The organism is Tolypothrix sp. PCC 7712, from assembly GCF_025860405.1.
GTDB classification, from domain to species: Bacteria; Cyanobacteriota; Cyanobacteriia; order Cyanobacteriales; family Nostocaceae; genus Aulosira; species Aulosira diplosiphon.
In genome coordinates this window covers 1,852,827-1,878,904 of the sequence record NZ_CP063785.1, presented here as the reverse complement: position 1 = coordinate 1,878,904, position 26,078 = coordinate 1,852,827, and the positions used below count along the sequence as shown (strand labels likewise).

Sequence of the window (26,078 nt, the reverse complement as noted above, 5' to 3'; positions counted from 1 at the left end):
CAAGGCTGAAGGCTTAAGGATGAATGATGAAATTTTGCTCATGAATTCAGCATACTGGCTGATAGAGAGTATCTCTTTGTTGAAAAGGTCGTCCTAAAGAAGCGATCGCTTTTTGTAATGTTTCTACTTCCATACATGTACCACCCATAGCACCTGCCATAGTGGTAATGTGTTCTTCCATCAATGTACCGCCGATATCGTTGCAACCAGCAACTAAGGCTGACATCGCGCCAGCTAAACCCAGTTTTACCCAACTAGGTTGATGGTTAGGTATCCAATTTCCTAAGAAAATTCGTGCCACCGCACCCAGTAGCAACGCATCCTGTAAAATCGGTTGATCGCGTCCTACACGGCGGCGTAAAGGTTTGGGCGCTTCTTGCCCAACAAAAGGTAATAAAATAAACTCTGTGATTTTGGCAGGATAGCCATTATCAATCGCAGTTTTTTGCAGCGATCGCAATTTTGCTAAGTGTCCTATTTGCTGTTCTGCACTTTCAATATGTCCAGAAAGCATAGTGCTGGTAGTGTGCAAGCCTAATTGATGGGCTGTACTCACAATTTCTAGCCAAGTAGCTGTATCAATCTTCTCTGGACAAAGTACTCGCCGGACTTCATCATCTAGCACCTCAGCCGCAGTTCCTGGCATTGAGCCTACACCAGCGTCCCGCAAAGCCGCAATCACATCAGCATAATTGAGTCCATCCACTCTGGCGATAAATTGCACTTCTTGAGGCGAGAAAGCGTGCAAATGTACATCGGGAAATTCCTGCTTGATAGTTGACACCAACTTGAGATAATAAGGCAGAGATTTACCGTTGATTTTAGCTTGGGGGTTTAACCCTCCCTGCATACAGATTTCCGTTGCACCTCGTCGCACACCATCTGTAGCTTTTTCCAAAATTTGTGCCCAATCTAACCAGTAAGCACCATCATCACCATCATCCCGCCGGAATGCACAAAAACTACAGTGCTGTTCGCAAATGTTAGTAAAGTTAATATTGCGGTTAATTACGTAAGTGACTGTATCACCTGCTTGCAGACTGCGGAGTTGATCGGCTGTGTTGTGAATAGCTGCGATCGCTTCTGGATCTGTTTGTTTTAACAATACCACTCCCTCTGCAAGAGATATATCATCCCCGCTAAGAGCACGGTCAAGAATAGCTTCAAAAGTAGTGATTACCACATTAATCAATCTCGAAAGTATTAAAAAACTTCTTTATTAATTTTGTCAGTAAAATCTTAATACTTGCGATGAAATTATTTCAATGCTCCTACTTGGGAAGAAAAACCCCTACTGGAGGGAAATCACCTGCTCGAATATAAGTTGCGTCATTGACAGTCATCTCTTGAGATTTTTCTTGTTTGCTTCTTTTTGTTTCCATAGTAATAATTGCACAAGGTATAAAATCTTTATAGGGATATTGGTTACTGAGTTTAGCAGAAATATTAGTAACATTTACATGTTGCATTGTTACTGTTTCTTTCTTAGTCTGTCGCCAGATTTCCCAGTAAGGATATTCCCACGGATCGTTACCTAATGACAAACCAATGTTTGAGCAGTCTTTTGACTTTAATAAATTCACTGCTCCAACATAAGGTTCTTGGAGATAAGGTCTATTGCTAAAATATTGCTCAATTCGGTTAGTCTGAAAAATATTATGACTATCAATTATCGGTCTATATTTATTAAAAAATAACCAGGGAAATGATGATATTAATAAAATAATTACTAAAGATAACGCCATTTTTGGCTTTTTGATTTGGGATAATATCACACCCAAAAAAGGAGCTAATAATACAAAAAATGGTAGGTGCAGACGGCTATTCCATGCTTGCCATTTGACTAAATAGCAAAACAATAAAAATGTACTTATTGCACTCAGTAAATAACTTAATATATAGTCACTTTTTTTATATCTTTTTTTAGCTATATAAATAACTATACACAATAATATTATGCATAAATGTAATAAATTGCCAGCACTGTTCTCGTTTCCGGGAACTCCTAGAGTTGACCAACCTCCTGGGACAAAAAATGTTTTAGAAAAAGTGATGCGTGGATCGTTAACATCTACCCCTAGAAATATATGTATGATTTGAATTAATTTATTGGCTATACCATTCCATAAACCAATAGGTGTTCCTATGTGCAAAGCTAAATTTCTTAATATGTTGGAAAATAGTATATTAATACCAAATATTTCGTTTTTATATGTACTAGGTTCTCCTAATGGCGAGCCAAATAAATTGTAATTACGTAAATAATGAGCAAAATTTAAACTTAAAGCCAGACTACCTACTAATAGTCCAGACTGCCATACTTTAAAACGTAAATATTTTATTTCAGATATACCTAGCCAAATTAAAAATGGCAGTACGTAAAAGTAAGCTGTTCCTTTAGTTAAAATTGCTAATCCTACACTACTTCCAATTAGACATAAATTAGTCCAACTAGTTCTTGCTCGCTCTTTTACCGAAAGCAGAACATAAAAAGCGAGACAGACTAACCAAAATGACAAGACATAATCATTTTGAGTACTTGATGCTTGCAATATCCCCATAGGAATCGTAGCACTAATCACAGCAGCAAAAACCTGACCTCGTAAGTCTGCGCTTAGTTGTTGTGCAATTAATGAGACTCCTATCGTGCAGCCAAGCAGACTAAACCATTGAACTAAGTTAGCACAGTAATCTGTACCGCTTAAAATTTGAAAATGCAGAATTACAAACTCTGACCAAGGGTTCTGATATAGTTGTGGTGTGTAACTTGTGGGATAATGTTCAAAACTATTATTTTGCATCCAATGCACAACACGAGTCATGTGATAGTCCATTGAATCCCAATTATTTGGTGGCGCTATAATAGCAATTAAACCAACAGTAGCGACCACGAAAAATATACCAAACAATAATATTTTGATGGCAGGTGCTATTTTAATATATTTTTTTATTTTGCCAGAGATTGCAGTATTTAAATTTATCGGCTTGGCATTTTTAATTAAAAATAAATATTGGCAAATTAATGCTAAACAGTTCAATAATGACCATGCTATTAGGATACTTAAAAAATTAAGTATATGAAATTGGCTTAAAACTTCACTAATAAAAGTGAGCACAACGCCCCAAACAATAGAAGTTGACATAAATGATTTACGCCAACTTTCAGAATATTTAATAGAAATACTAAAAATAATTAGCCAAAATATTATAGGCAAAAGCAAAAGCATATTATTATGTTTATTTTTTATAAAAATAACATTTGCTATCAACTCCAACTTGGGGATATTTACCTAAATTAGTAAAGAATGCAACTTTTTTTAGAAAATATGGTGAATTAATATTCCCAGTGTTATAGATGAGGAATAAAATTGAATTAATGCCAAGATGCTCTGTTTTTAATATTCTCTTGCACTAACTGGATTTTGCTCTCATGCCTCAAAGCCAAGATTATCCATTATTATCAGCACCAACTGGTAAATTACAAATCTCTGAATTACCTGATAAGATTACAGATACAGATGGCGAAGATATTTTTCTTTCTTTAGTCATTCCTACTTATAAAGAACGTGACAATATCAAAAATGTTGTCAAAATCTTGAGCCAAGTACTGGATGAGTGCATTCCTGGACGCTATGAACTGATTGTGGTAGATGACAATAGTCCAGATCGCACTTGGGAAGTTGCACAATCTCTCATGGGAGATTATCCACAGTTGCGAGTCATGCGACGACAACAAGAACGAGGATTATCCTCAGCAGTAATTCGTGGTTGGCAGGCAGCAAGAGGAAAGATTCTAGGGGTAATTGACGGAGATTTACAACATCCACCAGAGGTATTGACGCAATTAGTTACTGAAATTGAGCAAGGAGCAGATTTAGCGCTAGCTAGCCGTCATATAGAAGGAGGCGGTGTTAGTAGTTGGAGTATTGTCCGGCGTTTCTTGTCCCGTGGCGCTCAAGTTTTAGGATTGATTATTTTACCAAGTGTACTGGGAAGAGTTTCCGACCCCATGAGTGGTTATTTTATGGTGCGTCGGAATGCGATCGCAGGAGCAATACTTAACCCCGTAGGATATAAAATTCTTTTAGAGGTAATTGGGCGGGGAAGAGTTGGTGCAATTGCTGAAGTAGGCTATGTATTTTGTGAACGCAAAGAAGGCGAAAGCAAAGTGACATGGAAGCAATATGTCGATTACTTACACCACCTGCTAAAATTGCGTCTCTCCACAGGAAATTTAGGAAAAGTGAGCAAGTTTAGTCAAAACATGGGTTTCCCAATTGGTCGATTTCTCCGCTTTGGATTGGTAGGATTAAGTGGCGTGTTTGTCGATATGGCAGTGCTTTATTTGCTCAGTGATCCTACAACCTTAGCCTTACCCCTAACTCGGAGCAAAATCATTGCTGGAGAAATTGCCATTTTCAATAACTTCTTGTGGAATGATGCTTGGACATTCGCTGATGTTTCCATGCAGCAGCAAGAATGGCGACAACGGTTGAAGCGCTTTTTGAAATTTAATGTAATTTGCTTGGCGGGATTGGTATTAAATGTACTGATTTTAAATCTAGTATTTAACTTCATCCTGCCTAACCGCTACATTGCCAACTTAATTGCGATCGCAGTTGCTACAATTTGGAATTTCTGGGTTAACTTAAAACTTAGCTGGCGAGTCACTGATGTTAAATAGCTCAATTTCAGAGCATGACAAGACTAATTAATTGCCATCAACTTTCAGCTTGGTGCTACTTCATATAACTTTTTGGTAAACCCACAGGAGATAAACCTGCAATCGCCCGTAAGTTTTGACAACGAATCAATTCGTTAAAACTTAAGCCAGAACGCCCCTCAATCTTAGCTACTGTTTCAATTGCAGATAACAAATGTTCTGCGGCTTCAGATTCTGAGTAACCTCGCCGCCCAGCAATGCGAATTGCTGCTGCATCAGCATCTAACTCTAACTCTGGAGATTGGTTTGTGCGCCAAATCCGAAAACCTGCGATCGCACTTAAGCCAACTGCGATCACAACACCTACAACATCAGACTGTGTGGATTCGACTAATCCACCTATAAGCCCTGCGACAAGTACAACTTGATAAATATTGGGTTTGAACCACTTCACCCCTGTTAACCAGCTAACCGTCTGCAACAACAACAAATCTCGTTGTGATTTCCCCAGACGAAACCATAAGTCAAAATTAATATTGATTGGCCGTTCTTGATTCCAAGGGAGTGGAAAGGACGCATCAATTACCTTTGCTTGTTGGGGCTTGCTGACGATTTTGGTCAGCATTCGTGCAGAAGCAGGCATTACATCTAACAAGCGGCGAATTTCGGCGGTTGGCTCCATAAAGTTAATAATTAGCCATGATATGCATAGTATTCAATTATGCAAAAAATTAACTTTTCATGCTAACCTTTGATTTGTAATAGTTAATCACATGAGACCCTCTGCAGATTGTTATTTGTTAAACAAACAAACACAGTTATCAGAGTCATCAATCAAGTAAGTGTGTAGTGTAGCGGGATTCTATGGTACCCGTTGGCATAGAAGTTCAAAACTTGAAAGTTTTGGATAACCATGAAAAATTAAATTTTAACTACATGGAAGCTTTCGCCCCCACCCCGCCTGAATGGACGAATAACGCAATTCACGCTTATCAGTTTTGCTGTCCAAACTGCAAGTCTAGTAGCCGAGAAGCATTACAAGTTTGGTTGAATCGGCGATCGCCTGTGATGACAGAAGACCATCGCCGCAAATGGCAGGAATTTTACAATTGTCATTGTGGTAATGCATGGTGGGCTTGGAGTAGCGATCGCCCACCAACAGATCTGTCTAATCAAAAAGATATTAATCCTATATAGTCATTTTGCTCCAATAAAAACCCGCCTCAAGGCGGGATAATTTTGATGCGGATTAGGTTAATGGCAGTTTTAACCATAAGCCGCAGCGTTTTGATTTTGACCACAATATTTTTTCCATCTCTGATTGGGTAGGAAAAATCCCCACCCAACAGTTGACTGCTAATAGATTGGCAATCTTAGAATGAGAAAGTAGTACGTAGAGTACCTACGTAAATGGTGTTGTTATTGTCGTTGTTTTCGGGATTAAAGATCACCAACAAACCTGGGGTAACTTGAATATTGTCAGATACATTCAACTTGTATAGACCCTCTAGATGATAAGAGGTGCCAGATTCTGAAGCAATATTATCACCACCAGTTACTTTCGGTGGTTGACCGAAAATCACACCCAAGACGTTACCTTTACGACCAAAGTCTCTGACAGCTAGTGAACCAGCCCAATACCAAGCATCTGCACTTCTAGCAGCACCAGTTACCGCATCAGCAGTTGTGTAACCGCCCCAACCACTCAAAGCTAATTGAGAGCTAAGTTGGAAAGTAGCTTGTACACCATAGTGGTTAGCTTCAGTCCGCGCACCAGCAAAGGGATTATTCGCAAAAGCACTTCCTATCCCTTGGAAGAGGCTGGGATTGCTTTGATATGTACGGGCATAGCTAAATCCAACATTCAAAGCTTGGGTTGGTTTGAAAGCTATCTGCCCAAAGAAGGTATTACTACCATTAAATAGCCCATTACCATCGGCTGGATTATTCGGAGTATTTACTCCTTGAGCAAAGTAAGCAGCACTCAAGGTCAAAGGGCCTTTAGGATTGAAATTAACAGTTATACCCGCACCATTACCAGCTTGGCGATAGATGGGACTAAATCGTCCGTAGGCGGATAAAGCACCTTTCCCAGAACTAGCAAAGTCAGGGTTGAAGTTGTAAACGTTTTCATTCAACTCAGCACCAGTTGCATCAATCTTTACACGTACTGCATCGCTGAAGTTGAAAGCGTAGTTAACTTTATCAATTTCAACACTGTTATTAGTACCACCGTCATAGCCCAAGCGGGTCATGTTGGTACCAGTTACACCCGAATTAGGTACAGTATTACGACCTTGTAATCGGATTTGCAACTGATCTTTGCCTGTGAAGCTGCTGTATAAATTCAACCGTACCCGGTCAGAGAAGGCAGTGTTGCTGTCTAAATCTGGGTTATTGTTGGGATTATTGTCAGTATCAGCTCTTGTATCCCCAAAAGGCTGAGAGACGCTGAAAATAGCTTCTCCAACTAGCTTAGTTGTTGTGGAAAATTGATTTGCTTCTAGTTCCGCAGTGCGTGCTTCTAAAGAATCTACACGACCACGTAAAGTAGCCAATTCCGCAGAAAATTCTTCTTGTAAGCGCTGTAATGTAGCTAAGTCTTGTTTTGTTACCAAGTCAGCAGTAGCTGTAGCAATCAACTCATTCACCCGATCTAAACAAGCATTCAAACCTGCGGCGAATTCATAACGAGTCAACGCGCGGTTACCACGATAAGTACCGTTAGGATAACCTGCAATACAGCCATAGCGCTCAACTAAAGATTGTAAAGCTTGGAATGCCCAATCTGTAGGTTGTACATCAGAAAACTGTGAAACTGATGTAACTTGACCCATAGAATCTTGGGACAGTTGAGCAACACCATTTACAGGTTCATTAACTTCAGCCGCCAAAGTACTATTAGCCGCCACAAATGTAGCCGCCATCACCAATGGACTAATCTTTAAAAGACCCCAGAATGCTTTTGTCATTGTTTTACTTGCACTCACACCTAAAACTCTTTAGCTCCTAGTAAAGCTCCCTAAAATTTTTAATATTAGGGAATTTACTTACTTAATTCAGCATTGATTTTATCCAACCAAGCAGAATTATTTTACCTTATTTTCTCATAAATTGATTCGGTAATCGCAGAATTATTTGACGTTTAGAACGCAAAAGTTTTCCTTCTTCTTCAAATTGTTGTAGAAGTCGTGTTACAGTTACTCTTGTTGTATTTAGAACTTCTGCAATTTCTTGATGAGTCACATTAATATCAAGCAGTTTGCCTTTTTCTACATCACAACCAAATTTTTCACTTAGCCATACTAAAAATTGCCATAAGCGCAGTGACATTGGTTTACGATGCACTATGCTTAATAGCTCTTCTGCTTGTTGAATATGGGATAATAACGCATCAATATCTTGATACCAAATATGCGGTGGCACCACACTTACTTCAACACTCGTTAAAGATTCTATTTGGTAAGGTTTAACTTTAGACAAAGGATAACCAACTATATCACCTGGCCCCCAATAACCCAGAGTGATAAATGTTCCGTCTTCACTCCAAGTTAAAGTCCTAACTGCTCCACGCTCTATACGCCACAAGACCTCGTGGCGTGGAGGTATCACTTGCCGACGTGCAAATAGCCTTTGGGGTAACTGTTCATTGATAGCAGAATTATTGGATGTAACAGCAGAGTGTGGGATCGAACTTTTGGTATACATTCAGAAGTTGGTTTTGCTACAGTAAAATTGCTTGTGATAGTTAGGAAACAAGCAGTAATTTAATTATTGGTAAGCTGAATCATTGGTTGCTCATAAAAAGTATTGTATAAATGAGAAGTTGCTAATAAAATCAAATTTTTACGATAAAAAATAATTGTTATAAGTCGATTTTTATTAAAATATTTTCAAAGCATAGTAAATTTAATATTACTGCTTTTTGGTTAGCAAAATTTACACATCATGCAAGTAATCTATTTGGTTAGCCAATTCAGAAGATAGATAAAAGTAAATAGAGTCATTGTAGAGAGAACTAAAAATTAAGACTTGCATTTGATGCAGCAGGATTTATGCTATATCAAAATTTATACATATTTTTAATGCATGAAGATTGAGCTTGAGTTTTTATAGTTAGTGTTTTATAACAGTTTTATATATGACAGCAAGATTACTACTGAGTTATTTATGTAACTATTTACTACTATCTTTGCTTAACTCTAAGGTTACAAGTTTAAGAATAGGTAAGCTTTTAGTGAAATATATGTTAGCTGGCTAATTTTGATGATTTATTGGCCTCTTAACCTATAAATTCTAGTAGTACACCAAGGCAACTTGGCAGGAGAAAGGGGAAAGGGGAAAGGTTTTTGTCCCTTACCCTTTTCCCTTTAACCTTTCCCCAACCTCCACCTAAAATTTTTGGGTTGGTAGACTACTAGGCTGCATCAAAAAAATTAGGGATTGGTAAGCAACGAGAAGAACCAATCCCTAATGTGATGATTTTGTAGTTTTGATTAATAACGTTGACCCGTAACGATGTATGCTACTCGTTGACCAATGTTAGTGGCATGATCTGCCATGCGTTCCAGACAGCGAATTGCTAGAGCTAAAAGAACTATAGGTTCGACTACACCAGGAACATCCTTTTGGAAAGCTAAAGTGTTATAGAGACGTTCATAGGCATGATCAACAGCATCATCTAAATGCTGGATACTCCGTCCACCAGCTTCATCTAAATCGGCTAAAGCCACCAAGCTAGTTGCTAACATAGCTTGAGCATGGTGAGACATGACTGCAATCTCTGGTATAGAAGGATGAGGCGGATAAGGAAAAAGTTTAATGGCAATGTCAGCTAAATCTTCAGCATAATCCCCAATCCGCTCTAAATCTCGTACTAGCTGCATAAAAGCACTCAAGTGGCGCAAATCCTGTGCCGTTGGTGCTTGCAGTGTCATGATTGCTGTACAATCTGACTCTATTTGTCTATAAAAGCGATCAATTTTTTTATCTAATTGAGGAAGTTCCTCTGCGGCTGTTAAATTGCGCGCAAATAACGCCTGGTGGCTCAGGCGAAACGATTGTTCTACCAAAGCACCCATGCGTAATACATCACGCTCTAAGCGCCTAATGGCGCGTGCTAGCTGGGTTGGATCGGGATTGGGAGGATAAACGATAGCTTTCACACTTGTATTTTCAAACGTGAAGATATTTTTTTAACTATAGTCTTGGCTTGGCGTATTTGCCATCATCGCTGGGAAGTGTAGTTGTATCCACGCACCTCCTGTGTCTGGATGATTCATGGCTTTGATTGAACCACCGTGAGCGAGGATAATTTGTCGTACGATCGCTAAACCCAAACCACTACCAACGATCGCTGTTTTAGAATTACTTTCTTGGATGGGATCGCGAGCTCGTGATTGATCTCCCCGGTAAAAACGCTCAAAAACATGGGGTAAATCTACTTCTGCAAAACCAACGCCGCAATCTATGATGTTGATTGCTAAGGCTGTGGAAGAAGAATTTTTGGTGGGACTATCTTTGGCTGAGAGGATTTCGGCTTGGACTTCAATCGTTGTGCAAGGCGGACTGTATTTGATGCTGTTATCTAGCAAGTTGAGAAAAACTTGGTATATGCGCGAGCGATCTGCTTTAATCCAGAGGTTCTCTGCTCCAGAATATTTAAGATGAAGATGCTGCTTTTGTGCTAATGGTTCTAAAGTTTCCCAAACAGATGTAATGAGCGATCGCACTTCTACAGCTTCCGGCTGCAATTGAATACTAGGATCTGTTTCCATTTGAGTCAGTTCTAGCCAACCTTGTACCAAGTTAATCAACCGATCAACTTCTTGCATCAGGCGGGTAATCCAACGATCTAAAGGTGGTTCTAAACGATTTTGTAAAGTTTCCACAACCAGACGAATCGAAGTCAGCGGTGTTCTGAGTTCGTGAGCTAAATCAGAAAAAGAACGATCTCTTACTTGATTCATATCCAACAGAGGTTGGCGATTTTCTAGAAATACTCCCACTTGTCCCTTAGGTAAGGGAAAACTCGATGCCCGTATAGCCAGAGATTTTATTTCTAACATTGCTGCTGGGTTCTCACAAGGGGGGTGAAACACCCACTCTTTTACCCTTGGTTGCTGGCAATCGCGAGTTTGCTCAATCAGGCGATCGAGTTCATAAGAACGCACTAACTCCAGTAACAAACGTATTTGTCCTGGTTGCCAACGCTCCAAATATAATATTTCTCTAGCCTGTTGATTGCACCACAGTAGTTGATTTTCTTCATCTACCTGCAAATATCCCAATGGTGCAAAATCCAGCAATTCTTGATAATTTTCTAGGGATTGCTGTAAATCTTGCCGTTCCTCCTTCACCATTGTAATTTCCTGGCGTAAGCGAGGAATTAAAGGCAGCGATACTTTGGAATAAGGAGAATTGAAAGGTTTAACTACTCGCTCTAAATAGCGGTTCAGTTGAACCTGTTGCCAAATCCAAAATCCAATCCCTACCGCTAAACCCAGAGAAAATCCCAATAAAAACATTTAAGTCATTAGTTGCTTGATCACAACTAAAAACTAACAACTATCGTGAGCAATTATCCAAATCTATAGCCAAAACCTCTGACAGTCACAATGTATTCAGGACGACTGGGGTCTAATTCTAATTTTTCCCGTAACCATCGAATGTGGACATCTACAGTCTTACTATCGCCCACAAAATCTGGCCCCCAAACCTGATCTAGCAACTGTTCTCGCGACCATACTCGACGAGCATAGCTCATAAACAGTTCTAAGAGACGAAACTCTTTTGGTGATAGGCTCACCTCTTGACCACGAACCAGTACGCGACACTCTTGGGGATTTAAACTCACATCCTTGTACTTAAGTATCGGTATTTGCGGCAAAGTACTGAAGCGCTGACGACGAAGTAAAGCGCGACAACGAGCTACTAATTCCCGCATACTAAAGGGTTTGGTCAGATAATCATCTGCTCCCACTTCTAAACCCAATACGCGGTCAGTTTCACTACCTTTGGCACTCAGCATCAAAATTGGCACTGGGTTACCTTGATGACGTAGCAAGCGACAGATATCTAATCCGTTGATTTGCGGTAGCATTAAATCTAAAATTACCAAATCAAAGGAGAGTTCCCCAGAATTCGGTTCAAAATTCTTGATATATTCCACAGCCGATCGCCCATCAGTAGCAGTTACGACTTCATAGCCTTCACCCTCTAGTGCTACCAACAGCATTTCTCGGATTAGTTCTTCATCTTCTACTACTAGAATGCGGCTTGTTTGCCCTATATCCGCCTTGGCAGGAAACTTGGTAGATTCGCTAGTGTACATTAGATATCACAAAATTTTTGTGTCTGTGCAGCTATCAAGATGATGATTGAATCAATTAATTATTAAGTTTCCGTGAATTTACACCCTAGACATTGCGCCCTAGTTTGTAAAACGTAATATAAATCACAGAAACCAACATATTATAAAGCACTGCGGCTACAAGCTGGCAAGAGTGTTTGCAGTAACTTGATATCTTGAAATTTTTGTATACTTGCATTTACTTCTTGACAATAGCAGCTTTTTTTCAGTACTATGTTTATAGTACAAATATACTGTAAACTCCCAAATTTTACCTTGAGATCATCAAGGCACTAATTAAAGATGATCTCCGGTATTTGTAAGTGTCTTTTGATTCTTGTTTCAGCATTTACACTGGGTGAAAAACCCTAATTTTTAGGCTACTCTGATGTCTGCATAGAGTAAGTCAGGGTATGGCTTGCTACACAAAAATTATTGCTTGTTTAAGGAGTTGGAGAATGACTACAGTTGCAGTCAAAGACAGCAAACAACAAATAGTGCAAGCATTTCTGCAAATTCTCACAGAAAGGAAACAATTAGATTTAAAAATAGCTACTAAACAAGAAGAAGCTGAAAAGGTTAAAAACCAAGAAATTCTGGCAACTGCTTCTACATATACTGTTGATAGTATTGTTAAAGGTTTAGCCGATTTACAATTGGAGTTTGGCAGTATTGTTACTGCACTATCAGATAAATTAGCGCAAGAAAATTCCAAATTAGATGAATTAAATAGAGCTATAGAAATTGCCACTCAGCAGTTAAAAGACCTACAGCAAATTAGAGTGGTTGCTGATGCTTTAGATATTTTAACCCAAGAACATCAAGAGAAATTAAGAGTTCTTGAACAAGAAATTGCTAGTAAACGAGAAGCGCTAGAAAAAGAAATTACAATTAGACGTAAAGAATGGCAGAAAGACCAAGCTGAATACGAAGAAGCCGTACAAGTATACAATGATTTAGTAGCTAAACAACGTGCATCAGAAGCAGAAGAATATCAGTATAAGTTGGAAACAACCAGAAAACTGACTACTGATGCTTATGAAGGAAATAAACGCAAACTAGAACGAGAAATTCAAGAAACTACTCAACAGAAAGATAAAAATTGGGCTGAACGGGAAAAAATTCTGACTGAACGCCGGGCTTTATTTACAGAATATCAGCAAAAAGCCGCAGCATTTCCTAACGAGTTGGAAGAAGCTATTAAAAAGGCTAGAGAAGAAGCAATTAAAGAAACTAGCCAAAAGGCTAAAGTAGAAGCAGATTTATTTGAAAAAGATTGGGAATCTAGCAAACAAAGTTATGAATTAAAAATCCAATCTTTAGAAGAGACTATTAAGAAACAAACTGAGCAAATAGAAGGAATTTCGGCTCAACTACAAACTGCATTAAAACAAGCGCAAGATTTGGCGATGAGAGCTTTTGATAGTTCCAATAGTAAATAGTCACTCTTCGGGTGTTAGCCATGAAAATTATCTTTAGATTCGATGGAGGTTTGTTGTGGTAGCTAAAAAACCAACAGATAAAAATACTAAAGCTGAAATTCTCCAAGCTTATGAAGAATTAGCCAAAGAGACAGCAGCAGTTAAATCACAACTTACCCAAACTTTAAAAGAAGCACAAGCTGTAACTAAAGAAAAGCCAAAAGTGGAGCCAAAACCTGCTATGAATGCGCCAACTACTGTTCAGCAAAGAATGAATTATACAATTGAAAGCCTAGCTAAAATCCAGTTAGGCTTTGGTAGTGCGGCGAATGAATTATCAGAACAGCTAACTACGCAAGCTTCAAAATTGGCAGAAATTAGAGAAGCTGTAGAAAAAGAAGTAGCAGAACTTAAGCAATTACATAATTTAGAAATTTCGGAAGATATCTTAGAGACTTTGATCACGAGCTATGAGGATAATTCTAAGACTTATCAAGAAGAGTTTACAGAACGGAAAGAAGTCTTATTACAGGAAATAGATGAGCAGAGAAAAGCTTGGTTAAAAGAACAGGATGACAGTAACAGATTAATTAAAGAACGAGATGAAAATCTCAAAAAAACTCGACAACGAGATGAAGCTGAATACAAATATAGTTTAGAACTGCAGCGCAAATTGCAAAAAGATGAATATGAGCAGCAGCAAAAAGAATTAAACCAACAGCTAGAAGAATTTCAGCAAGAAACAGAAAAACAATGGAGTGAAAAAGAGAAAGCGATCGCAGAACGGGAAAAGCAGTTTGAGGAGTTAAAAATTAAAGTAGAAGCCTTCCCTAAAGATAAGGAAGCTGCTATTAAAAAAGCTACAGAAGAAGGTAAAGGTATTGCCCATTACCAAGCTAAAATTAAGTCAGATTTATACAGTAGGGAAGTAGAAGGACAGAAGCGTTTTTATGAACAGAGATTGCAATCTCTAGAACAGACTATTAATAATCAAGATACGCGCTTACAAAACTTGACTAAGCAACTCGAATCGGCTCTCAAACAAGTGCAAGATTTAGCCGTGAAAGCTATTGAAGGAACCGCCAATGTTAATTCCTATCAAGCAATTAAAGAAATAGCTTTAGAACAGGCGAAAAGTCAGGTAAAAAATAAATAAAATTACTTTGGATGTTGAGAGTTAAGAATTAAATTTCTGACTGCAAAGTGATTATACCCTGATAACTAATGTAGAGGCGTAATTAAATTTACGTCTCTATAACATTGTGTAATTATAAATTTCTACTGGTTCCATGCAAAATTAATGTTCTCTTTTTTTGGGAATACCTTTATTTAGAGGTTGTTTCCGGCTGCTGGTTTCGTTGGACTTATTTTTTTTGTTTGATTCTTGCTTGGAATTTTCTTCTTGATTGTACATAAGGATAAACCTTGCTAGACATTAATTATCTATATTTTAAATTTACATTATGTGCAGCCGGATTTACGGAAAATAGGTAAATACTTTATATTCCAATCTAGTTCAGATCATCTTAGAGTCCAGATTTTTTATATCTTGGCTAGAAATTTATTTATCTTCCTAAAAATTTAAATATTTCAAGATAAAAAAATAGAGACGTTGTTATTTTTACGTCTCTACAAAAGAGGAAACCCATTATGTATAAAAATTAGATATTAAAATTAAAGATTGAAACTTGAAATTAAAATACTAGTCAAATTACTAACAGCCGTTATCGTGTTTTATTCAGTTTTTGAGTTGGCTGTTGAGGGTTGTTTTTATTGATATTAGACTGGATAGCACCAGTTTCAGTTTTTGGGGGATGTCCATTATCGCGAGGTTTTTTCCGAGTCATAATCAATACAATCCTTGTTGGTTAACTCTCTACAAATTGAACTACAAGCGTATAAATTGTGAATCCGGAAAATCCTAAAAAATTACTAGCTGGTAGCGAAATATATATTACGGCTCAAAGATCATCCCCAGTTGTAATAAAAGTATGGGGAGGAAAATTGTCAGCTAATTTGACATTTGATTTGCAGAATTTAGGCGGGCAAGATGCCCAGCCCACAAAAGACTGATAAAATATCATCTGCAAATTAGATGTGTTTTAGCTCTCATCCCGATACTTTTACTCTCCAAAAAGAGAGCTAATGTTAAGCAAAGCTAGTAAAATCCAGATTTGGGGGAATATCTTGAATCCTTCCAGGCCCGATCGCACGCAAGGCTTCTTTTAAATCAATATCGCCAGTATATAGGGCACGCCCTACAATTACGCCATTTACGCCTTGAGGTTCCAACACCAACAAGCTCAACAAATCGGTAACAGAACTCACTCCACCTGAAGCAATTACGGGGATGGAAATTGTAGCAGCGAGTTCTCGCAAAGCTTCTAAGTTTGGCCCTGAGAGAGTACCATCACGGTGAATATCAGTGTAAATAATTGCGGCTGCTCCCAATTCTTGCATTTGTACAGCTAATTGGGTTGCCAAAACTTCTGAAGTTTCTAACCAACCGCGAGTTGCTACTAATCCGTTCCGCGCATCAATCCCAACAATAATTTGTCCCGGAAATTCTTGACAGAGTTGTTGTACTAGTTGGGGTTGTTCAACAGCAACGGTTCCCAGAATCGCTCGTTGTACGCCAATATTAAATAACTGCTGGACGCTAGCGCGATCGCGTAATCCCCCACCGACTTGAATTGGTACTGATACCGCTTGTGCGATCGCTTCGATAGCTTCCAAGTTGACAACTTTACCTGCTTTCGCACCATCCAAATCTACTACATGGAGCCTAGCTGCACCTTGATCAACCCACTGTTGAGCTACATCAGCTGGGTTTTCACTAAATACTTGCGAGCGATCGTAGTCTCCCTGATAAAGTCGTACACAACGGCCTGCTAATAAATCAATTGCTGGAATTACATCCATTACCTCATCCTCAATCAATAATTACTAATTCGTAATTAAAAAAATGTTAGGCTATCCCAAACATTTATTTTTCAAGATAGTCAACAGTCAAAAGTCAAGAGTCAAAGTTACTCTGGAGAAACTTTAAACTCTTGACTAACTAAAAGTAAAAACCCTATGCTTGAGTGTTTTCTGGGGAATTTTTCGCTTTTAACTGCTTTACAGCTTTCCAGAAACCTAGCACAATCAAAATGTTAGAAAGGGTTAAGAAAAGTTCTGCACCACCGTGCAGCCAATCGACATTTGCTAAAGCCTCTTTGTAATGGACTTTGGCATAAATTCCCGCCGGAATGGTGATCCCCACAAAAACTAAAGTGCCGTAAAATCCATACAAAGCTAAACGTGGCATTAGCTTACTGCGGCTGATAAACCACAAGAAACCCAAATAAGGAAACAGTGAAAGGGCAAAAAGGGCATCTTTAGAGATCATCGCTCTGATTTGATAGGTTGGTTTGCAACAGAATTAATTCCCTGATGAGCAGGCTTGGCAGAACGCCAAATCCACACCGCAGCTGCCCAAAGGGTAAAATTACCAACTAAGGTCATGGTAGCTTGAAGTGTTACCAGCCATTCCAAAGATTGGGGATTATCAAAATAGTGCCAGGTACAAGCACACATAGCACTAACTAATGCGGGTAACATGGCGAAGGACAATCCCCACCAAGTCCGGTTACCAGTGAGTTCGCCGTAAGTCCAGATTAACCAAATAGCGGCAATCCACTCAATGACGCTAGAAACATGAATAATCCAGGTGGGAATTGAAAGCACATGCATAAAGTTGCTAAAAAGTCAATGGGTGGGGTTCGAGATTTGGAGAGACGCGATTAATCGCGTCTGTACAAGAGTCAAGGGTCACAAGAATGTATTTCTTCCTTGTTTTCCCAGCCCCCAGTCCCCAATCGCCCCATCCCCCATCTTCCCACAAGAAAAATCTGATTTTTCGCGAAGTATGCCAGCCATTTCACCTAACATCTGGGTAAGTAGCAGATAATCAAGGTCAATTAAACTTGATCAGCTAAAATCTCAAATCAAAAATCTCAAATGAAACCGATGCGGGCTTTATTATCTGGGTATTACGGAAAAGGGAATGGTGGTGACGAAGCTTTATTAGCAACGCTGTTGCAGATGCTACCGCCTCATGTCACGCCTGTGGTGCTTTCTGGTAATCCTGAAGAAACCCGCGATCGCTATGGTGTGGAGAGCTACGATCGCATGGCTTTTTTACCTGTACTGCAAGCTTTGCGTTCTTGTGATGCGTTTATTTGGGGTGGTGGGAGTCTAATCCAAGATGTTACCAGCACCATTAGCCCTGTTTATTATGGGGGATTGATGGCATTAGCTCAGATGATGGGCTTAAAAACCGTTGCTTGGGGTCAGGGAATTGGGCCTCTGAAACGTCCCCAAACTCGTTGGTTAGCAAGAAAAACTTTTGCTGCTTGTACGAAAGTGAGTGTACGCGATCGCGCCAGCGCAGCTTTGTTATCTGAGTGGCAAATTCCTTGTATCCTGGCTCCCGATCCAGTTTGGGCTTTGGAAGCTAAACCAGTACCTGGACTTACGGATTTACCTGCTCACAGAGTTGCTGTAACTTTGCGATCGCATCCACAACTGACCGAAACTCGCTTGGCAAATTTAACGCAGGCGTTGGTTGAGTTTCAAAAAGCTACACAAACTTTTATTTTGTTACTGCCTTTTCAAAAAAGTGAAGATTTAAATATTGCTGAGGTAATTCAACCACACCTCAAAGATGTTAGCCAGATTATGTGTTTAGAAGATCCACAACTTTTAAAAGGTGTGTATCGCCATGTAGAGATGACAATCGGGATGCGCCTACACAGTTTAATTATGGCTGCGGCTGAAGGTTGTCGCTGTTTTGCTTTGAGTTACGACCCGAAGGTCAATCGTCTGATGGAAGATTTATCTATGCCTGGATGGGATTTAGCGAATTTACCGGACGATCCCAATATTATTAGTAAAGTTTGGATAGAGCATTATGCTCATGGCAATCCATTATCCTCAGAGCAAATTCAGTCTTTAGTAGATCGGGCATTAATGCATCGTGAGTTGCTGAGTACAGCCTTAGAAATCTAAGACACATTCAAACTAATGCCAGTCGCCGAGGTCAGGTTGACTTTCCAAAGCGCTGGCGAATTTTGATGCTAATGTTGGAAATTAGCGATCGCAAACAATCATGGCATCACCCTGAATAGCAGTGATAGCAGCCTCTACAACAACAATCAGTTAGGTTTTTGTCAAAAACTATTTGTTATTTGTACAACAATCAATGATTGGGTCTGCTGCAAATGCATTTAAACCCACTGATTGTAAGAATACCCCCCAATCAGATTTGACCTTTAAATTGTTCGGTTCACTACAACGTAAATCAACATAGCTGCTTAGTGCTTCATGCCAAATACCAGCTTCTGCATAAAGTATTGGACGTTTACGCGCATCTGCTTGTTGTAGAGCTTTCGTCAGGGTGGGTTCGGGTTGTGCGCGTTCAACCCATCCTTCTACATTCGGATTTCTGATAGGATTTTGCTCATCACAAACTAATGTCAAATACCAGTGATAGCGTTTACCGACTTTTAAAGGAGTAGCACTCGCAGGTAGGGTAAATTTCATAATGCCGGGTTTAGTCGGTACATTTAAAGTAGTTTCATATACTACATCATCATCATCAGTATTATCCTGATTTGCCTCAGCTAAAATCACAAACTGGGCTGTTTTGACAGAAGATGCAGGTACATGCCAGAAAAAAGTTGGACGTTCTGCAAAAGTTAACCCTAAATTCTCTTTTGGCATTAAGGGCGTTAATGATTGATTTTTTTGTACACAATATCGGCCCCGAGTTGCACCACCCGCACTAGCTGGTGGTAATCCCCGCTTAGGTGATTTAAAACCTTGACTGATTAACCAAGGTTGTTTTTGCTGCTGACTTAGCAAAGTTGGGTTAACTTGGGCTTGTGCCTGTGCGGTTAAATTAGGAATAGTAGCCAGTTCCAAAAGAAAAGGTACGGAACAGGTTACGAAAAGTAGAGGCCGCTTGATCCAATTCATGCCTAAATTTCCTCTCAACTATTTATGTAAATATAAAAGTCCCCTAGTTGTTGATAAACCAAAACTGTGGCAGCAATCAACAGGGGTAATCAATAGACTCTACAAGTACTGCATCATTGGGAAGTGAAAATATAGTATGACCTAGTGATAGGTTTTATACTGTGACAACAGTCGAAAACACAGAAGTATTGTTCCCGTTCGGTGGGGTAGCTACGCAGAATTTAACATTACCTCATATAGTCTTCAATAACCTTTGATAGGAGGTAATTGAGCAGTTGACTAAAAGTAATTTATTTTCGGAAGAAAGTACTACACTCTACATTACTACAGGTATTAAATAATATAAGTAATGGATAATAGGTAATTGAGAAATAACGGAGTAAGTAGTTTTTGATTGTTGACTACAGACACAATTAATCGCGTCTCTCCAATTTTTAGTTATTTCCCTAAAGCTACTACTGCATTTTGACCGCCAAAGCCAAAACTGAAACAAAGGGCAGACTGAATGTGATGGTGACGAGCGGTTTTTACGAGATTTAAATTAAATTCTGGCTGCTGCAATCCGACACAAGGGGGCAAAATTTGGTTTTGCAAAGCTAGGAGTGAAAAAGCTACACCTAAGGCTCCAGAAGCGCCGAGAGTGTGGCCTGTGCTTCCTTTAGTTGAACTCATCGCAACTTTTTGGGGAAACACCCGCTCGATCGCGATGCTCTCCATGCGATCGTTTAGCTGTGTTGCTGTGCCATGAGCGTGAATATAATCAATATCTGCTGGTGTGAGATAACTACGCTCTAAGCATTGCTTGATGGATGCGATCGCGCTTTTAGCTTCTGGTTCTGGAGCATTACCATGATATGCATCGTTCAGTAAGCTAAAACCTAGGATTTCCCCATAAATTTTGGCTTGTCGCTGCTTGGCTAATGCTGCTGATTCCAGCACAAATACCGCTGCGCCTTCTCCTAAAACAAAGCCTTCACGTTGCAAATCAAAAGGATAAGCGCCAGTTTTTGCTAAAGCGCCCATTTGCTGAAACCCAGCCAAAGTTAGAGGTGTAATCGGTGCTTCCACGGCTCCAGCGATCGCTCTTTGATATTGTCCTGTTTGCAATAGCATAGTAGCTTGGGCGATCGCCCAGATTCCTGTAGCACAAGCAGTCATTGGTGCTAAAACACTCCCAGTTGCACCAATTTGTCTAGCTGCGGCGATCGCATTCATGTGCGGTAAACTATTTAACCAATTTTCCATCTCCCTTGTGTGTAAGGGAGATGAAAGGCGATCGCTTGCGTACATTTGCTGCGCCAGTCTTTCCCAAGCCGCTTGATAAGCACGACTTGAACCAATCACGACAGCACAATCAGGTAAAGGAGATGATAACCCAGCATCTTTTAAAGCCGCAGCCACAACCGACTGCGTCAGCTTTTCTAATGGTGCTGGTTGTTCAGCAATCAACCCTAGAGGAAATGCTTCTATTTCTGGGAAAGGTTGATGTAATTTAATTCCAGATTTACCTGCAATTAAATTCTGCCAACTAGCCTCTAAGCTGTCTCCTAAAGCAGAAACTAGACCAATACCAGTGACAACAACCTTAACCAATTTGGGACTTGGGATTTGGGATTTGAAATTTGTCATGGGTAATAGGAAAAACTATTACCCATTACCCAATTTTGCAATCTTAACCAGGAGTTTTTAAGTTTTCTGCGCCTTGGGTGACTTTAGCAGATTCGATGCGATCGCCTTGCTTTATTTTATTTACTACCTCAAAGCCGCTGGTTACATTGCCAAACACAGCATAGTTTCCATCTAAAAAGCCTAGATCTGCTAAGGCAAAGTAAAACTGGGAAGATGCAGAGTTTGGTTGCTGCGATCGGGCCATTGCCACTGCACCTTGTTTATGATTCAAGGCAGGAGGCTGAGTAATAGTCTTACCGTAAATTGGTTCTGCTGCACCCTTGGGCTTAATTTCTAAGGGTATATAGCGCTCATTCTTAGTTTTGGGGTCAATATAGCCACCTGTCCCTAGCCTATTTGCTGGAACGCTTGGATCTTTACTTTGTGGATCGCCCCCTTGAACGACAAATGGTTGGGGATCGCGTACCACTCGATGGAAAACTGAACCATCATACACGCCCTTTTGCACTAAATCTACGAAGTTACCCGCTGTAATTGGGGCATTAGTGCCATCTACTTCGATAGTAATTGGTGCGCCGTTCACCGTCATCACCACAGTAGCCTTACCTTCGAGCCGTGGTAAATCATTCATTCCAGGAATACTCTCGCTAGTAGTTTGTGATACAGACGTTGCTTCAGTGCTTGTCTTGCTGCTTGTCTCAGTTGCTGTTGAGGTAGCTGCTGAGGTAGAAGAAGCATTAGAAGCATTTTGCTGTGTTGAACATCCACCCAAAATCAACGTCCCAACAATCAAAAGAGCAACCAAAAATTGTGGAAATTTTAACCGCATGACTAATTACTGACTCAACCAGAGTATATTATCGTTTCCCAAGCTTTTAGAGTGGGGATTTAATACTCATCCAAAATTTCTTATTTACAATTTTTTACATTTTATCGAGAGCTATCTACTCAGTTTCCCAGTTTTTTCTGCTTGAGAGTTGACAGAGTAAGCACTCCCAATAAAAAATTTCACCAGTCTTACATGAAAGTCGAGGCGGAGATTTTTACTCAGAACTCAGAGAGAAGTCGGAGCGGCGGCTTCCGCCGATCTGAACTTCGGTGACTCAGCACTTCCAGTCAGGAGAACAAGGGAACAAGGAATATATCTGGAATATTTGACTTTTGACTTTTGACCCTTGACCCTTGACCGTTGTCAACATTCTTTACAAACCTTCTAGAGGTACACCCAAGAAACGGGCTAACTCTGCGCCTTGAGTTTCTAGCTCTGTGAGAGATAAAGGTTGACCGACTCTAGTTAAAGGAATGTCTCTGCGACCTTTCACACGTAGATAGAGGACGCGACGAGGATTCAAACCTTCTTTGATGGATATTTGCACAGATTGAGCGTCTTGTAAGGGGCTTTCAAGCTCAATACGACGGTTTTTGCCAGGAAATCCATTGCGAAAAATTTTAATCTTGCCTGTTTCCTGGTTAAATTCGTTATATCCACCGCCTACATCCCATAGAATTACTAACCACAGGTATAAGGCTAAAAGCAGACCAGCAGCGCCGTATAACCCCATAACTAAACCTTGGGGCACAAAAACTAGTTGTGTTGGATCGGTAACTATGAGTAAATTAACTTTTAGATAGCTGGATATTCCAGCTAATACAAAGCCTGTAGCTCCTAAGGTAACGATAGTTGCCCACCAGTAGTTGCTAAACCGACGAGAACCGAGAACGTTTTGCTTCAGGACACTTGTAGCCGAGCGATCGCCATTAGGCGAATTGCCTTTGTTAATTGTTGATGCCGTCATGGAACTACCTTGGCCTGTGACATATTCTCTTTAAAAGTCTGCCATTTGAGGAGTATGTCTTGCAAGTTGATTTTAGGGAATGGGTAATTGGAAATTGGGAATGGGTAATGGGGTAATTGCTGTAGGGTTCGGTATTGTAGTTTTTCGCAGTTTGATGATTTCCCCTTGTCCTCTTCTCCCCAATCACCAGTCCCCATTACCCCTTATCCCCAGAGGGGGCCCCGAGTTCCCCAATCCCCACTCCCCATTTCCAATTGTGTAGATTTCTGAGAAAAGTTGTGTCAGATTGTTAAATTTCTGATATTCATAATATTTATATAGCTTCGTGTTAAATCACCTGATTCACTTGCGTGGATCGGTCACAAACCCGAACCGATGTGATAAGTTAAGAATCATTAAGTTACCACCAACTAGAACACTAGCCAATGGTACGGGTAATGGCATAACTCTGAGAAACGCTGACTGAACTAGGCGGTAACTTCTCAGAATCTCAGTAGCTTTCAAGTTACGAGAATTTGTCAAAAAAACGTTAATTCCTCGCGGTAGTTGCTTTAAATAGGGAAAATCACCTACAGCACTGCTTTAGAAACGTTGCAATTTTAGTAAAAAAGAGGATTTTAGTTCAATGACCATCGCAGTTGGGCGCGCCCCCAGTAGAGGGTGGTTTGACGTTCTAGACGACTGGTTGAAGCGCGATCGCTTTGTATTCGTAGGTTGGTCAGGGATATTGTTATTCCCCTGCGCTTTCCTAGCATTAGGCGGTTGGCTCACAGGCACAACCTTTGTCACGTCATGGTACACCCACGGTTTAGCATCTTCTTATTTAGAAGGCTGTAACTTTATCACAGTAGCTGTATCCACCCCAGCCGATAGTTTGGGACATTCCCTGTTACTGCTGTGGGGGCCAGAAGCACAAGGAGACTTCACCCGTTGGTGTCAACTCGGGGGGTTATGGACATTCGTGGCGCTACACGGAGCCTTTGGCTTAATTGGCTTCATGTTACGGCAGTTTGAAATTGCCCGTCTAGTAGGAATCCGCCCCTATAACGCCTTGGCATTCTCTGCACCGATTGCAGTGTTTGTCAGCGTGTTCTTGATGTACCCCTTGGGACAATCAAGCTGGTTCTTTGCACCCAGCTTTGGAGTAGCAGGAATTTTCCGCTTCATCCTGTTTGTACAAGGATTCCATAACTTCACCCTCAACCCCTTCCACATGATGGGAGTAGCAGGTGTGTTGGGTGGAGCATTGCTGTGTGCGATTCACGGAGCGACAGTCGAAAATACCCTGTTTGAAGATGGTGAAGCTGCGAACACCTTCCGCGCCTTCAACCCCACCCAATCAGAAGAAACCTACTCAATGGTGACTGCAAACCGTTTCTGGTCACAGATTTTCGGGATTGCCTTCTCCAACAAACGCTGGTTACACTTCTTCATGCTGTTTGTGCCAGTCACAGGTCTGTGGATGGCAGCAGTGGGCATCGTCGGTATCGCTCTCAACCTGCGGGCTTACGACTTCGTATCACAGGAATTGCGGGCGGCTGAAGACCCAGAATTTGAAACATTCTATACCAAAAACATTTTGCTGAACGAGGGTATCCGCGCTTGGATGGCTCCTCAAGATCAGCCCCACGAACAATTTGTATTCCCTGAGGAGGTATTACCTCGTGGTAACGCTCTCTAATAGATCGGCCGTCCTGGGCGGTGGACGCGACATAGAATCAACAGGTTTTGCCTGGTGGTCTGGTAACGCTCGTTTAATTAACCTATCTGGCAAACTGCTTGGTGCTCACGTTGCCCATGCTGGTTTGATCGTATTCTGGGCTGGAGCAATGACTTTGTTTGAAGTCGCTCACTTCATCCCTGAAAAGCCTATGTACGAGCAAGGCTTAATCTTGTTACCTCACCTCGCTACCTTAGGATGGGGCGTTGGTGCAGGTGGCGAAGTCATCGATACCTTCCCATACTTTGTTGCTGGTGTACTTCACCTGATTTCCTCAGCAGTACTAGGTTTTGGCGGTATTTATCACGCCGTTCGTGGCCCAGAAACCTTAGAAGAATATTCTTCTTTCTTTGGTTATGACTGGAAAGATAAGAACAAGATGACCAACATCATCGGCTTCCACCTAATCATCTTAGGATGCGGTGCGCTGTTGTTGGTGCTGAAAGCAATGTTCTTCGGTGGTGTTTATGACACTTGGGCACCTGGTGGTGGTGATGTTCGCGTTATCACTAACCCTACACTGAACCCAGCCATTATCTTTGGTTATCTGATCAAGTCTCCTTTTGGTGGTGAAGGCTGGATCGTGAGCGTCGATAACATGGAAGATGTTATTGGTGGTCACATCTGGATTGCCTTCATCTGTATTGCTGGTGGTATTTGGCACATTTTCACCAAGCCTTTCGCTTGGTCACGTCGTGCATCCATCTGGTCTGGTGAAGCTTACCTCTCCTACAGCTTGGGCGCTCTGTCCTTGATGGGCTTCATTGCTTCCTGTATGGTTTGGTACAACAACACCGTGTACCCCAGCGAGTTCTACGGCCCTACTGGCCCTGAAGCTTCACAAGCTCAAGCTTTAACCTTCTTGATTCGTGACCAACGCTTAGGTGCTAACGTCGGTTCTGCTCAAGGCCCCACTGGTCTAGGTAAATATCTGATGCGCTCTCCTAGTGGTGAAATCATCTTTGGTGGTGAAACCATGCGCTTCTGGGATTTCCGTGGCCCTTGGTTAGAGCCTCTACGTGGCCCTAACGGTCTTGACTTAAACAAAATCAAGAACGATATTCAGCCTTGGCAAGCTCGTCGTGCTGCTGAATACATGACCCACGCTCCTCTGGGTTCTTTGAACTCTGTAGGTGGTGTAGCAACAGAAATCAACTCCTTCAACTATGTATCTCCTCGTGCATGGTTGGCAACTTCTCACTTCGTTTTAGGTTTCTTCTTCCTTATTGGTCACTTGTGGCACGCTGGTCGCGCTAGAGCAGCAGCAGGTGGTTTTGAGAAAGGTATTGACCGTGAGAATGAGCCAGCAATGTCTATGACAGAACTTGACTAGTTCTCAAGCTTTCTTTCATCACTGACAATCACATAATTTCAAGCTCTTGTTTTTCAACAAGAGCTTTTTTATTGTTCTTTTATGACTCTGATGAAATCAAAAAGTTGAGGGTTCGCGGAATAATTTATTGTGTTGAGTTCCCAT

At 40.6% G+C, this 26,078-nt stretch carries 25 protein-coding genes; 7 read left to right on the top strand and 18 right to left on the bottom strand.

Annotation, left to right across the window (positions count from 1 at the left end):
- Positions 1-46: 46 nt before the first annotated feature.
- Both cofH and HGR01_RS07600 read right to left on the bottom strand, forming a co-directional pair.
- Positions 47-1,183, bottom strand: a complete 1,137-nt coding sequence (gene cofH / locus HGR01_RS07605; protein ID WP_045869065.1) for a 7,8-didemethyl-8-hydroxy-5-deazariboflavin synthase subunit CofH — start codon at positions 1,181-1,183, stop codon at positions 47-49.
- 88 nt (positions 1,184-1,271) lie between these two features.
- Positions 1,272-3,269, bottom strand: a complete 1,998-nt coding sequence (locus tag HGR01_RS07600; RefSeq protein WP_228045590.1) for an ArnT family glycosyltransferase — start codon at positions 3,267-3,269, stop codon at positions 1,272-1,274.
- A gap of 161 nt (positions 3,270-3,430) precedes the next feature.
- Here HGR01_RS07600 and HGR01_RS07595 point away from each other — a divergent pair, with 161 nt between their 5' ends.
- Positions 3,431-4,684 carry a glycosyltransferase gene (locus HGR01_RS07595; protein ID WP_045869067.1) on the top strand — a complete coding sequence of 418 codons (1,254 nt, stop codon included), beginning with the start codon at positions 3,431-3,433 and terminating at the stop codon, positions 4,682-4,684.
- A gap of 55 nt (positions 4,685-4,739) precedes the next feature.
- Here HGR01_RS07595 and HGR01_RS07590 read toward each other — a convergent pair whose 3' ends face one another.
- Positions 4,740-5,345, bottom strand: coding sequence for a DUF3318 domain-containing protein (locus tag HGR01_RS07590; protein ID WP_045869068.1), 606 nt, complete (start codon positions 5,343-5,345; stop codon positions 4,740-4,742).
- Between the two features lie 254 nt (positions 5,346-5,599).
- Here HGR01_RS07590 and HGR01_RS07585 point away from each other — a divergent pair, with 254 nt between their 5' ends.
- Positions 5,600-5,860, top strand: coding sequence for a hypothetical protein (locus tag HGR01_RS07585; RefSeq protein WP_045869626.1), 261 nt, complete (start codon positions 5,600-5,602; stop codon positions 5,858-5,860).
- A gap of 176 nt (positions 5,861-6,036) precedes the next feature.
- Here the strand turns inward: HGR01_RS07585 and HGR01_RS07580 are convergent, their stop codons facing one another.
- From HGR01_RS07580 to HGR01_RS07560, 5 genes are all read right to left on the bottom strand, one after another.
- The gene (locus HGR01_RS07580; protein WP_045869069.1) at positions 6,037-7,635 is read right to left on the bottom strand and encodes an iron uptake porin; all 1,599 of its coding nucleotides are present in this window, start codon (positions 7,633-7,635) and stop codon (positions 6,037-6,039) included.
- A 127-nt stretch (positions 7,636-7,762) separates the two neighbouring features.
- Positions 7,763-8,371 carry a Crp/Fnr family transcriptional regulator gene (locus HGR01_RS07575; protein ID WP_045869070.1) on the bottom strand — a complete coding sequence of 203 codons (609 nt, stop codon included), beginning with the start codon at positions 8,369-8,371 and terminating at the stop codon, positions 7,763-7,765.
- A 788-nt stretch (positions 8,372-9,159) separates the two neighbouring features.
- Positions 9,160-9,828: a phosphate signaling complex protein PhoU gene (gene phoU, locus HGR01_RS07570; protein WP_045869071.1), complete on the bottom strand. Its 669-nt coding sequence runs from the start codon at positions 9,826-9,828 to the stop codon at positions 9,160-9,162.
- A gap of 30 nt (positions 9,829-9,858) precedes the next feature.
- The gene (locus HGR01_RS07565) at positions 9,859-11,190 is read right to left on the bottom strand and encodes a sensor histidine kinase (protein WP_045869072.1); all 1,332 of its coding nucleotides are present in this window, start codon (positions 11,188-11,190) and stop codon (positions 9,859-9,861) included.
- Between the two features lie 53 nt (positions 11,191-11,243).
- Positions 11,244-11,996: a winged helix-turn-helix domain-containing protein gene (locus HGR01_RS07560; protein WP_045869073.1), complete on the bottom strand. Its 753-nt coding sequence runs from the start codon at positions 11,994-11,996 to the stop codon at positions 11,244-11,246.
- Positions 11,997-12,472: 476 nt separating this feature from the next.
- On the opposite strand from HGR01_RS07560, the gene HGR01_RS07555 reads away from it, so the two are divergent.
- Both HGR01_RS07555 and HGR01_RS07550 read left to right on the top strand, forming a co-directional pair.
- The gene (locus HGR01_RS07555) at positions 12,473-13,456 is read left to right on the top strand and encodes a hypothetical protein (RefSeq protein WP_045869074.1); all 984 of its coding nucleotides are present in this window, start codon (positions 12,473-12,475) and stop codon (positions 13,454-13,456) included.
- A 55-nt stretch (positions 13,457-13,511) separates the two neighbouring features.
- Positions 13,512-14,591, top strand: a complete 1,080-nt coding sequence (locus HGR01_RS07550; protein ID WP_045869075.1) for a hypothetical protein — start codon at positions 13,512-13,514, stop codon at positions 14,589-14,591.
- 568 nt (positions 14,592-15,159) lie between these two features.
- Here the strand turns inward: HGR01_RS07550 and HGR01_RS07545 are convergent.
- The 4 genes from HGR01_RS07545 to HGR01_RS07530 form a co-directional block, all read right to left on the bottom strand.
- Positions 15,160-15,282 (bottom strand): hypothetical protein, encoded by a 123-nt coding sequence (locus HGR01_RS07545; protein ID WP_255325170.1) that lies wholly within the window; start codon positions 15,280-15,282, stop codon positions 15,160-15,162.
- Positions 15,283-15,583: 301 nt separating this feature from the next.
- On the bottom strand, positions 15,584-16,357 hold the full coding sequence (gene hisA, locus HGR01_RS07540; RefSeq protein ID WP_045869076.1) for a 1-(5-phosphoribosyl)-5-[(5-phosphoribosylamino)methylideneamino]imidazole-4-carboxamide isomerase: 774 nt from the start codon (positions 16,355-16,357) through the stop codon (positions 15,584-15,586).
- Between the two features lie 154 nt (positions 16,358-16,511).
- Positions 16,512-16,826 (bottom strand): DUF3593 domain-containing protein, encoded by a 315-nt coding sequence (locus HGR01_RS07535; RefSeq protein WP_045869077.1) that lies wholly within the window; start codon positions 16,824-16,826, stop codon positions 16,512-16,514.
- Positions 16,823-17,170, bottom strand: coding sequence for a DUF2499 domain-containing protein (locus HGR01_RS07530; RefSeq protein WP_045869078.1), 348 nt, complete (start codon positions 17,168-17,170; stop codon positions 16,823-16,825). Before HGR01_RS07530 ends, HGR01_RS07535 begins: the two co-directional genes overlap by 4 nt.
- Positions 17,171-17,446: 276 nt before the next feature.
- Between HGR01_RS07530 and csaB the strand changes: the two genes are divergently transcribed.
- A complete protein-coding gene (gene csaB / locus HGR01_RS07525) occupies positions 17,447-18,487 on the top strand; it encodes a polysaccharide pyruvyl transferase CsaB (protein WP_045869627.1) in 1,041 nt (346 codons plus the stop codon).
- 168 nt (positions 18,488-18,655) lie between these two features.
- On the opposite strand, the gene HGR01_RS07520 is transcribed toward csaB, so the two are convergent.
- The 6 genes from HGR01_RS07520 to HGR01_RS07495 all read right to left on the bottom strand — a co-directional run bounded on the left by HGR01_RS07520 (position 18,656) and on the right by HGR01_RS07495 (position 23,403).
- Entirely contained in the window at positions 18,656-19,456 is an 801-nt protein-coding gene (locus HGR01_RS07520) for a DUF928 domain-containing protein (RefSeq protein ID WP_045869079.1), read from the bottom strand.
- 438 nt (positions 19,457-19,894) lie between these two features.
- Positions 19,895-21,085 (bottom strand): beta-ketoacyl-ACP synthase, encoded by a 1,191-nt coding sequence (locus tag HGR01_RS07515; RefSeq protein WP_045869080.1) that lies wholly within the window; start codon positions 21,083-21,085, stop codon positions 19,895-19,897.
- 43 nt (positions 21,086-21,128) lie between these two features.
- Positions 21,129-21,914 (bottom strand): peptidylprolyl isomerase, encoded by a 786-nt coding sequence (locus HGR01_RS07510; protein ID WP_045869081.1) that lies wholly within the window; start codon positions 21,912-21,914, stop codon positions 21,129-21,131.
- A gap of 373 nt (positions 21,915-22,287) precedes the next feature.
- A complete protein-coding gene (locus HGR01_RS07505; protein ID WP_045869082.1) occupies positions 22,288-22,881 on the bottom strand; it encodes a photosystem I assembly protein Ycf4 in 594 nt (197 codons plus the stop codon).
- Positions 22,878-23,078 (bottom strand): hypothetical protein, encoded by a 201-nt coding sequence (locus tag HGR01_RS07500; RefSeq protein ID WP_045869083.1) that lies wholly within the window; start codon positions 23,076-23,078, stop codon positions 22,878-22,880. Before HGR01_RS07500 ends, HGR01_RS07505 begins: the two co-directional genes overlap by 4 nt.
- A gap of 145 nt (positions 23,079-23,223) precedes the next feature.
- On the bottom strand, positions 23,224-23,403 hold the full coding sequence (locus tag HGR01_RS07495; protein WP_155539079.1) for a hypothetical protein: 180 nt from the start codon (positions 23,401-23,403) through the stop codon (positions 23,224-23,226).
- 103 nt (positions 23,404-23,506) lie between these two features.
- Between HGR01_RS07495 and psbD the strand changes: the two genes are divergently transcribed.
- Positions 23,507-24,562, top strand: coding sequence for a photosystem II D2 protein (photosystem q(a) protein) (psbD, locus tag HGR01_RS07490; RefSeq protein ID WP_045869084.1), 1,056 nt, complete (start codon positions 23,507-23,509; stop codon positions 24,560-24,562).
- Positions 24,546-25,934 (top strand): photosystem II reaction center protein CP43, encoded by a 1,389-nt coding sequence (gene psbC / locus HGR01_RS07485; RefSeq protein WP_045869085.1) that lies wholly within the window; start codon positions 24,546-24,548, stop codon positions 25,932-25,934. The genes psbD and psbC overlap by 17 nt, the downstream gene beginning before the upstream one ends.
- Positions 25,935-26,078: the final 144 nt, after the last annotated feature.

Bases quoted from the DNA above. Each gene is read 5' to 3' on its own strand.
- HGR01_RS07595 (WP_045869067.1), top strand. From the start codon at position 3,431: ATGCCTCAAAGCCAAGATTATCCATTATTATCAGCACCAACTGGTAAA.
- HGR01_RS07590 (WP_045869068.1), bottom strand. From the start codon at position 5,345: ATGGAGCCAACCGCCGAAATTCGCCGCTTGTTAGATGTAATGCCTGCT.
- HGR01_RS07585 (WP_045869626.1), top strand. From the start codon at position 5,600: ATGGAAGCTTTCGCCCCCACCCCGCCTGAATGGACGAATAACGCAATT.
- HGR01_RS07580 (WP_045869069.1), bottom strand. From the start codon at position 7,635: ATGACAAAAGCATTCTGGGGTCTTTTAAAGATTAGTCCATTGGTGATG.
- HGR01_RS07575 (WP_045869070.1), bottom strand. From the start codon at position 8,371: ATGTATACCAAAAGTTCGATCCCACACTCTGCTGTTACATCCAATAAT.
- HGR01_RS07565 (WP_045869072.1), bottom strand. From the start codon at position 11,190: ATGTTTTTATTGGGATTTTCTCTGGGTTTAGCGGTAGGGATTGGATTT.
- HGR01_RS07560 (WP_045869073.1), bottom strand. From the start codon at position 11,996: ATGTACACTAGCGAATCTACCAAGTTTCCTGCCAAGGCGGATATAGGG.
- HGR01_RS07555 (WP_045869074.1), top strand. From the start codon at position 12,473: ATGACTACAGTTGCAGTCAAAGACAGCAAACAACAAATAGTGCAAGCA.
- HGR01_RS07545 (WP_255325170.1), bottom strand. From the start codon at position 15,282: ATGACTCGGAAAAAACCTCGCGATAATGGACATCCCCCAAAAACTGAA.
- hisA (WP_045869076.1), bottom strand. From the start codon at position 16,357: ATGGATGTAATTCCAGCAATTGATTTATTAGCAGGCCGTTGTGTACGA.
- HGR01_RS07535 (WP_045869077.1), bottom strand. From the start codon at position 16,826: ATGATCTCTAAAGATGCCCTTTTTGCCCTTTCACTGTTTCCTTATTTG.
- HGR01_RS07530 (WP_045869078.1), bottom strand. From the start codon at position 17,170: ATGCATGTGCTTTCAATTCCCACCTGGATTATTCATGTTTCTAGCGTC.
- csaB (WP_045869627.1), top strand. From the start codon at position 17,447: ATGCGGGCTTTATTATCTGGGTATTACGGAAAAGGGAATGGTGGTGAC.
- HGR01_RS07520 (WP_045869079.1), bottom strand. From the start codon at position 19,456: ATGAATTGGATCAAGCGGCCTCTACTTTTCGTAACCTGTTCCGTACCT.
- HGR01_RS07515 (WP_045869080.1), bottom strand. From the start codon at position 21,085: ATGACAAATTTCAAATCCCAAATCCCAAGTCCCAAATTGGTTAAGGTT.
- HGR01_RS07510 (WP_045869081.1), bottom strand. From the start codon at position 21,914: ATGCGGTTAAAATTTCCACAATTTTTGGTTGCTCTTTTGATTGTTGGG.
- HGR01_RS07505 (WP_045869082.1), bottom strand. From the start codon at position 22,881: ATGACGGCATCAACAATTAACAAAGGCAATTCGCCTAATGGCGATCGC.
- HGR01_RS07500 (WP_045869083.1), bottom strand. From the start codon at position 23,078: ATGGGGACTGGTGATTGGGGAGAAGAGGACAAGGGGAAATCATCAAAC.
- psbD (WP_045869084.1), top strand. From the start codon at position 23,507: ATGACCATCGCAGTTGGGCGCGCCCCCAGTAGAGGGTGGTTTGACGTT.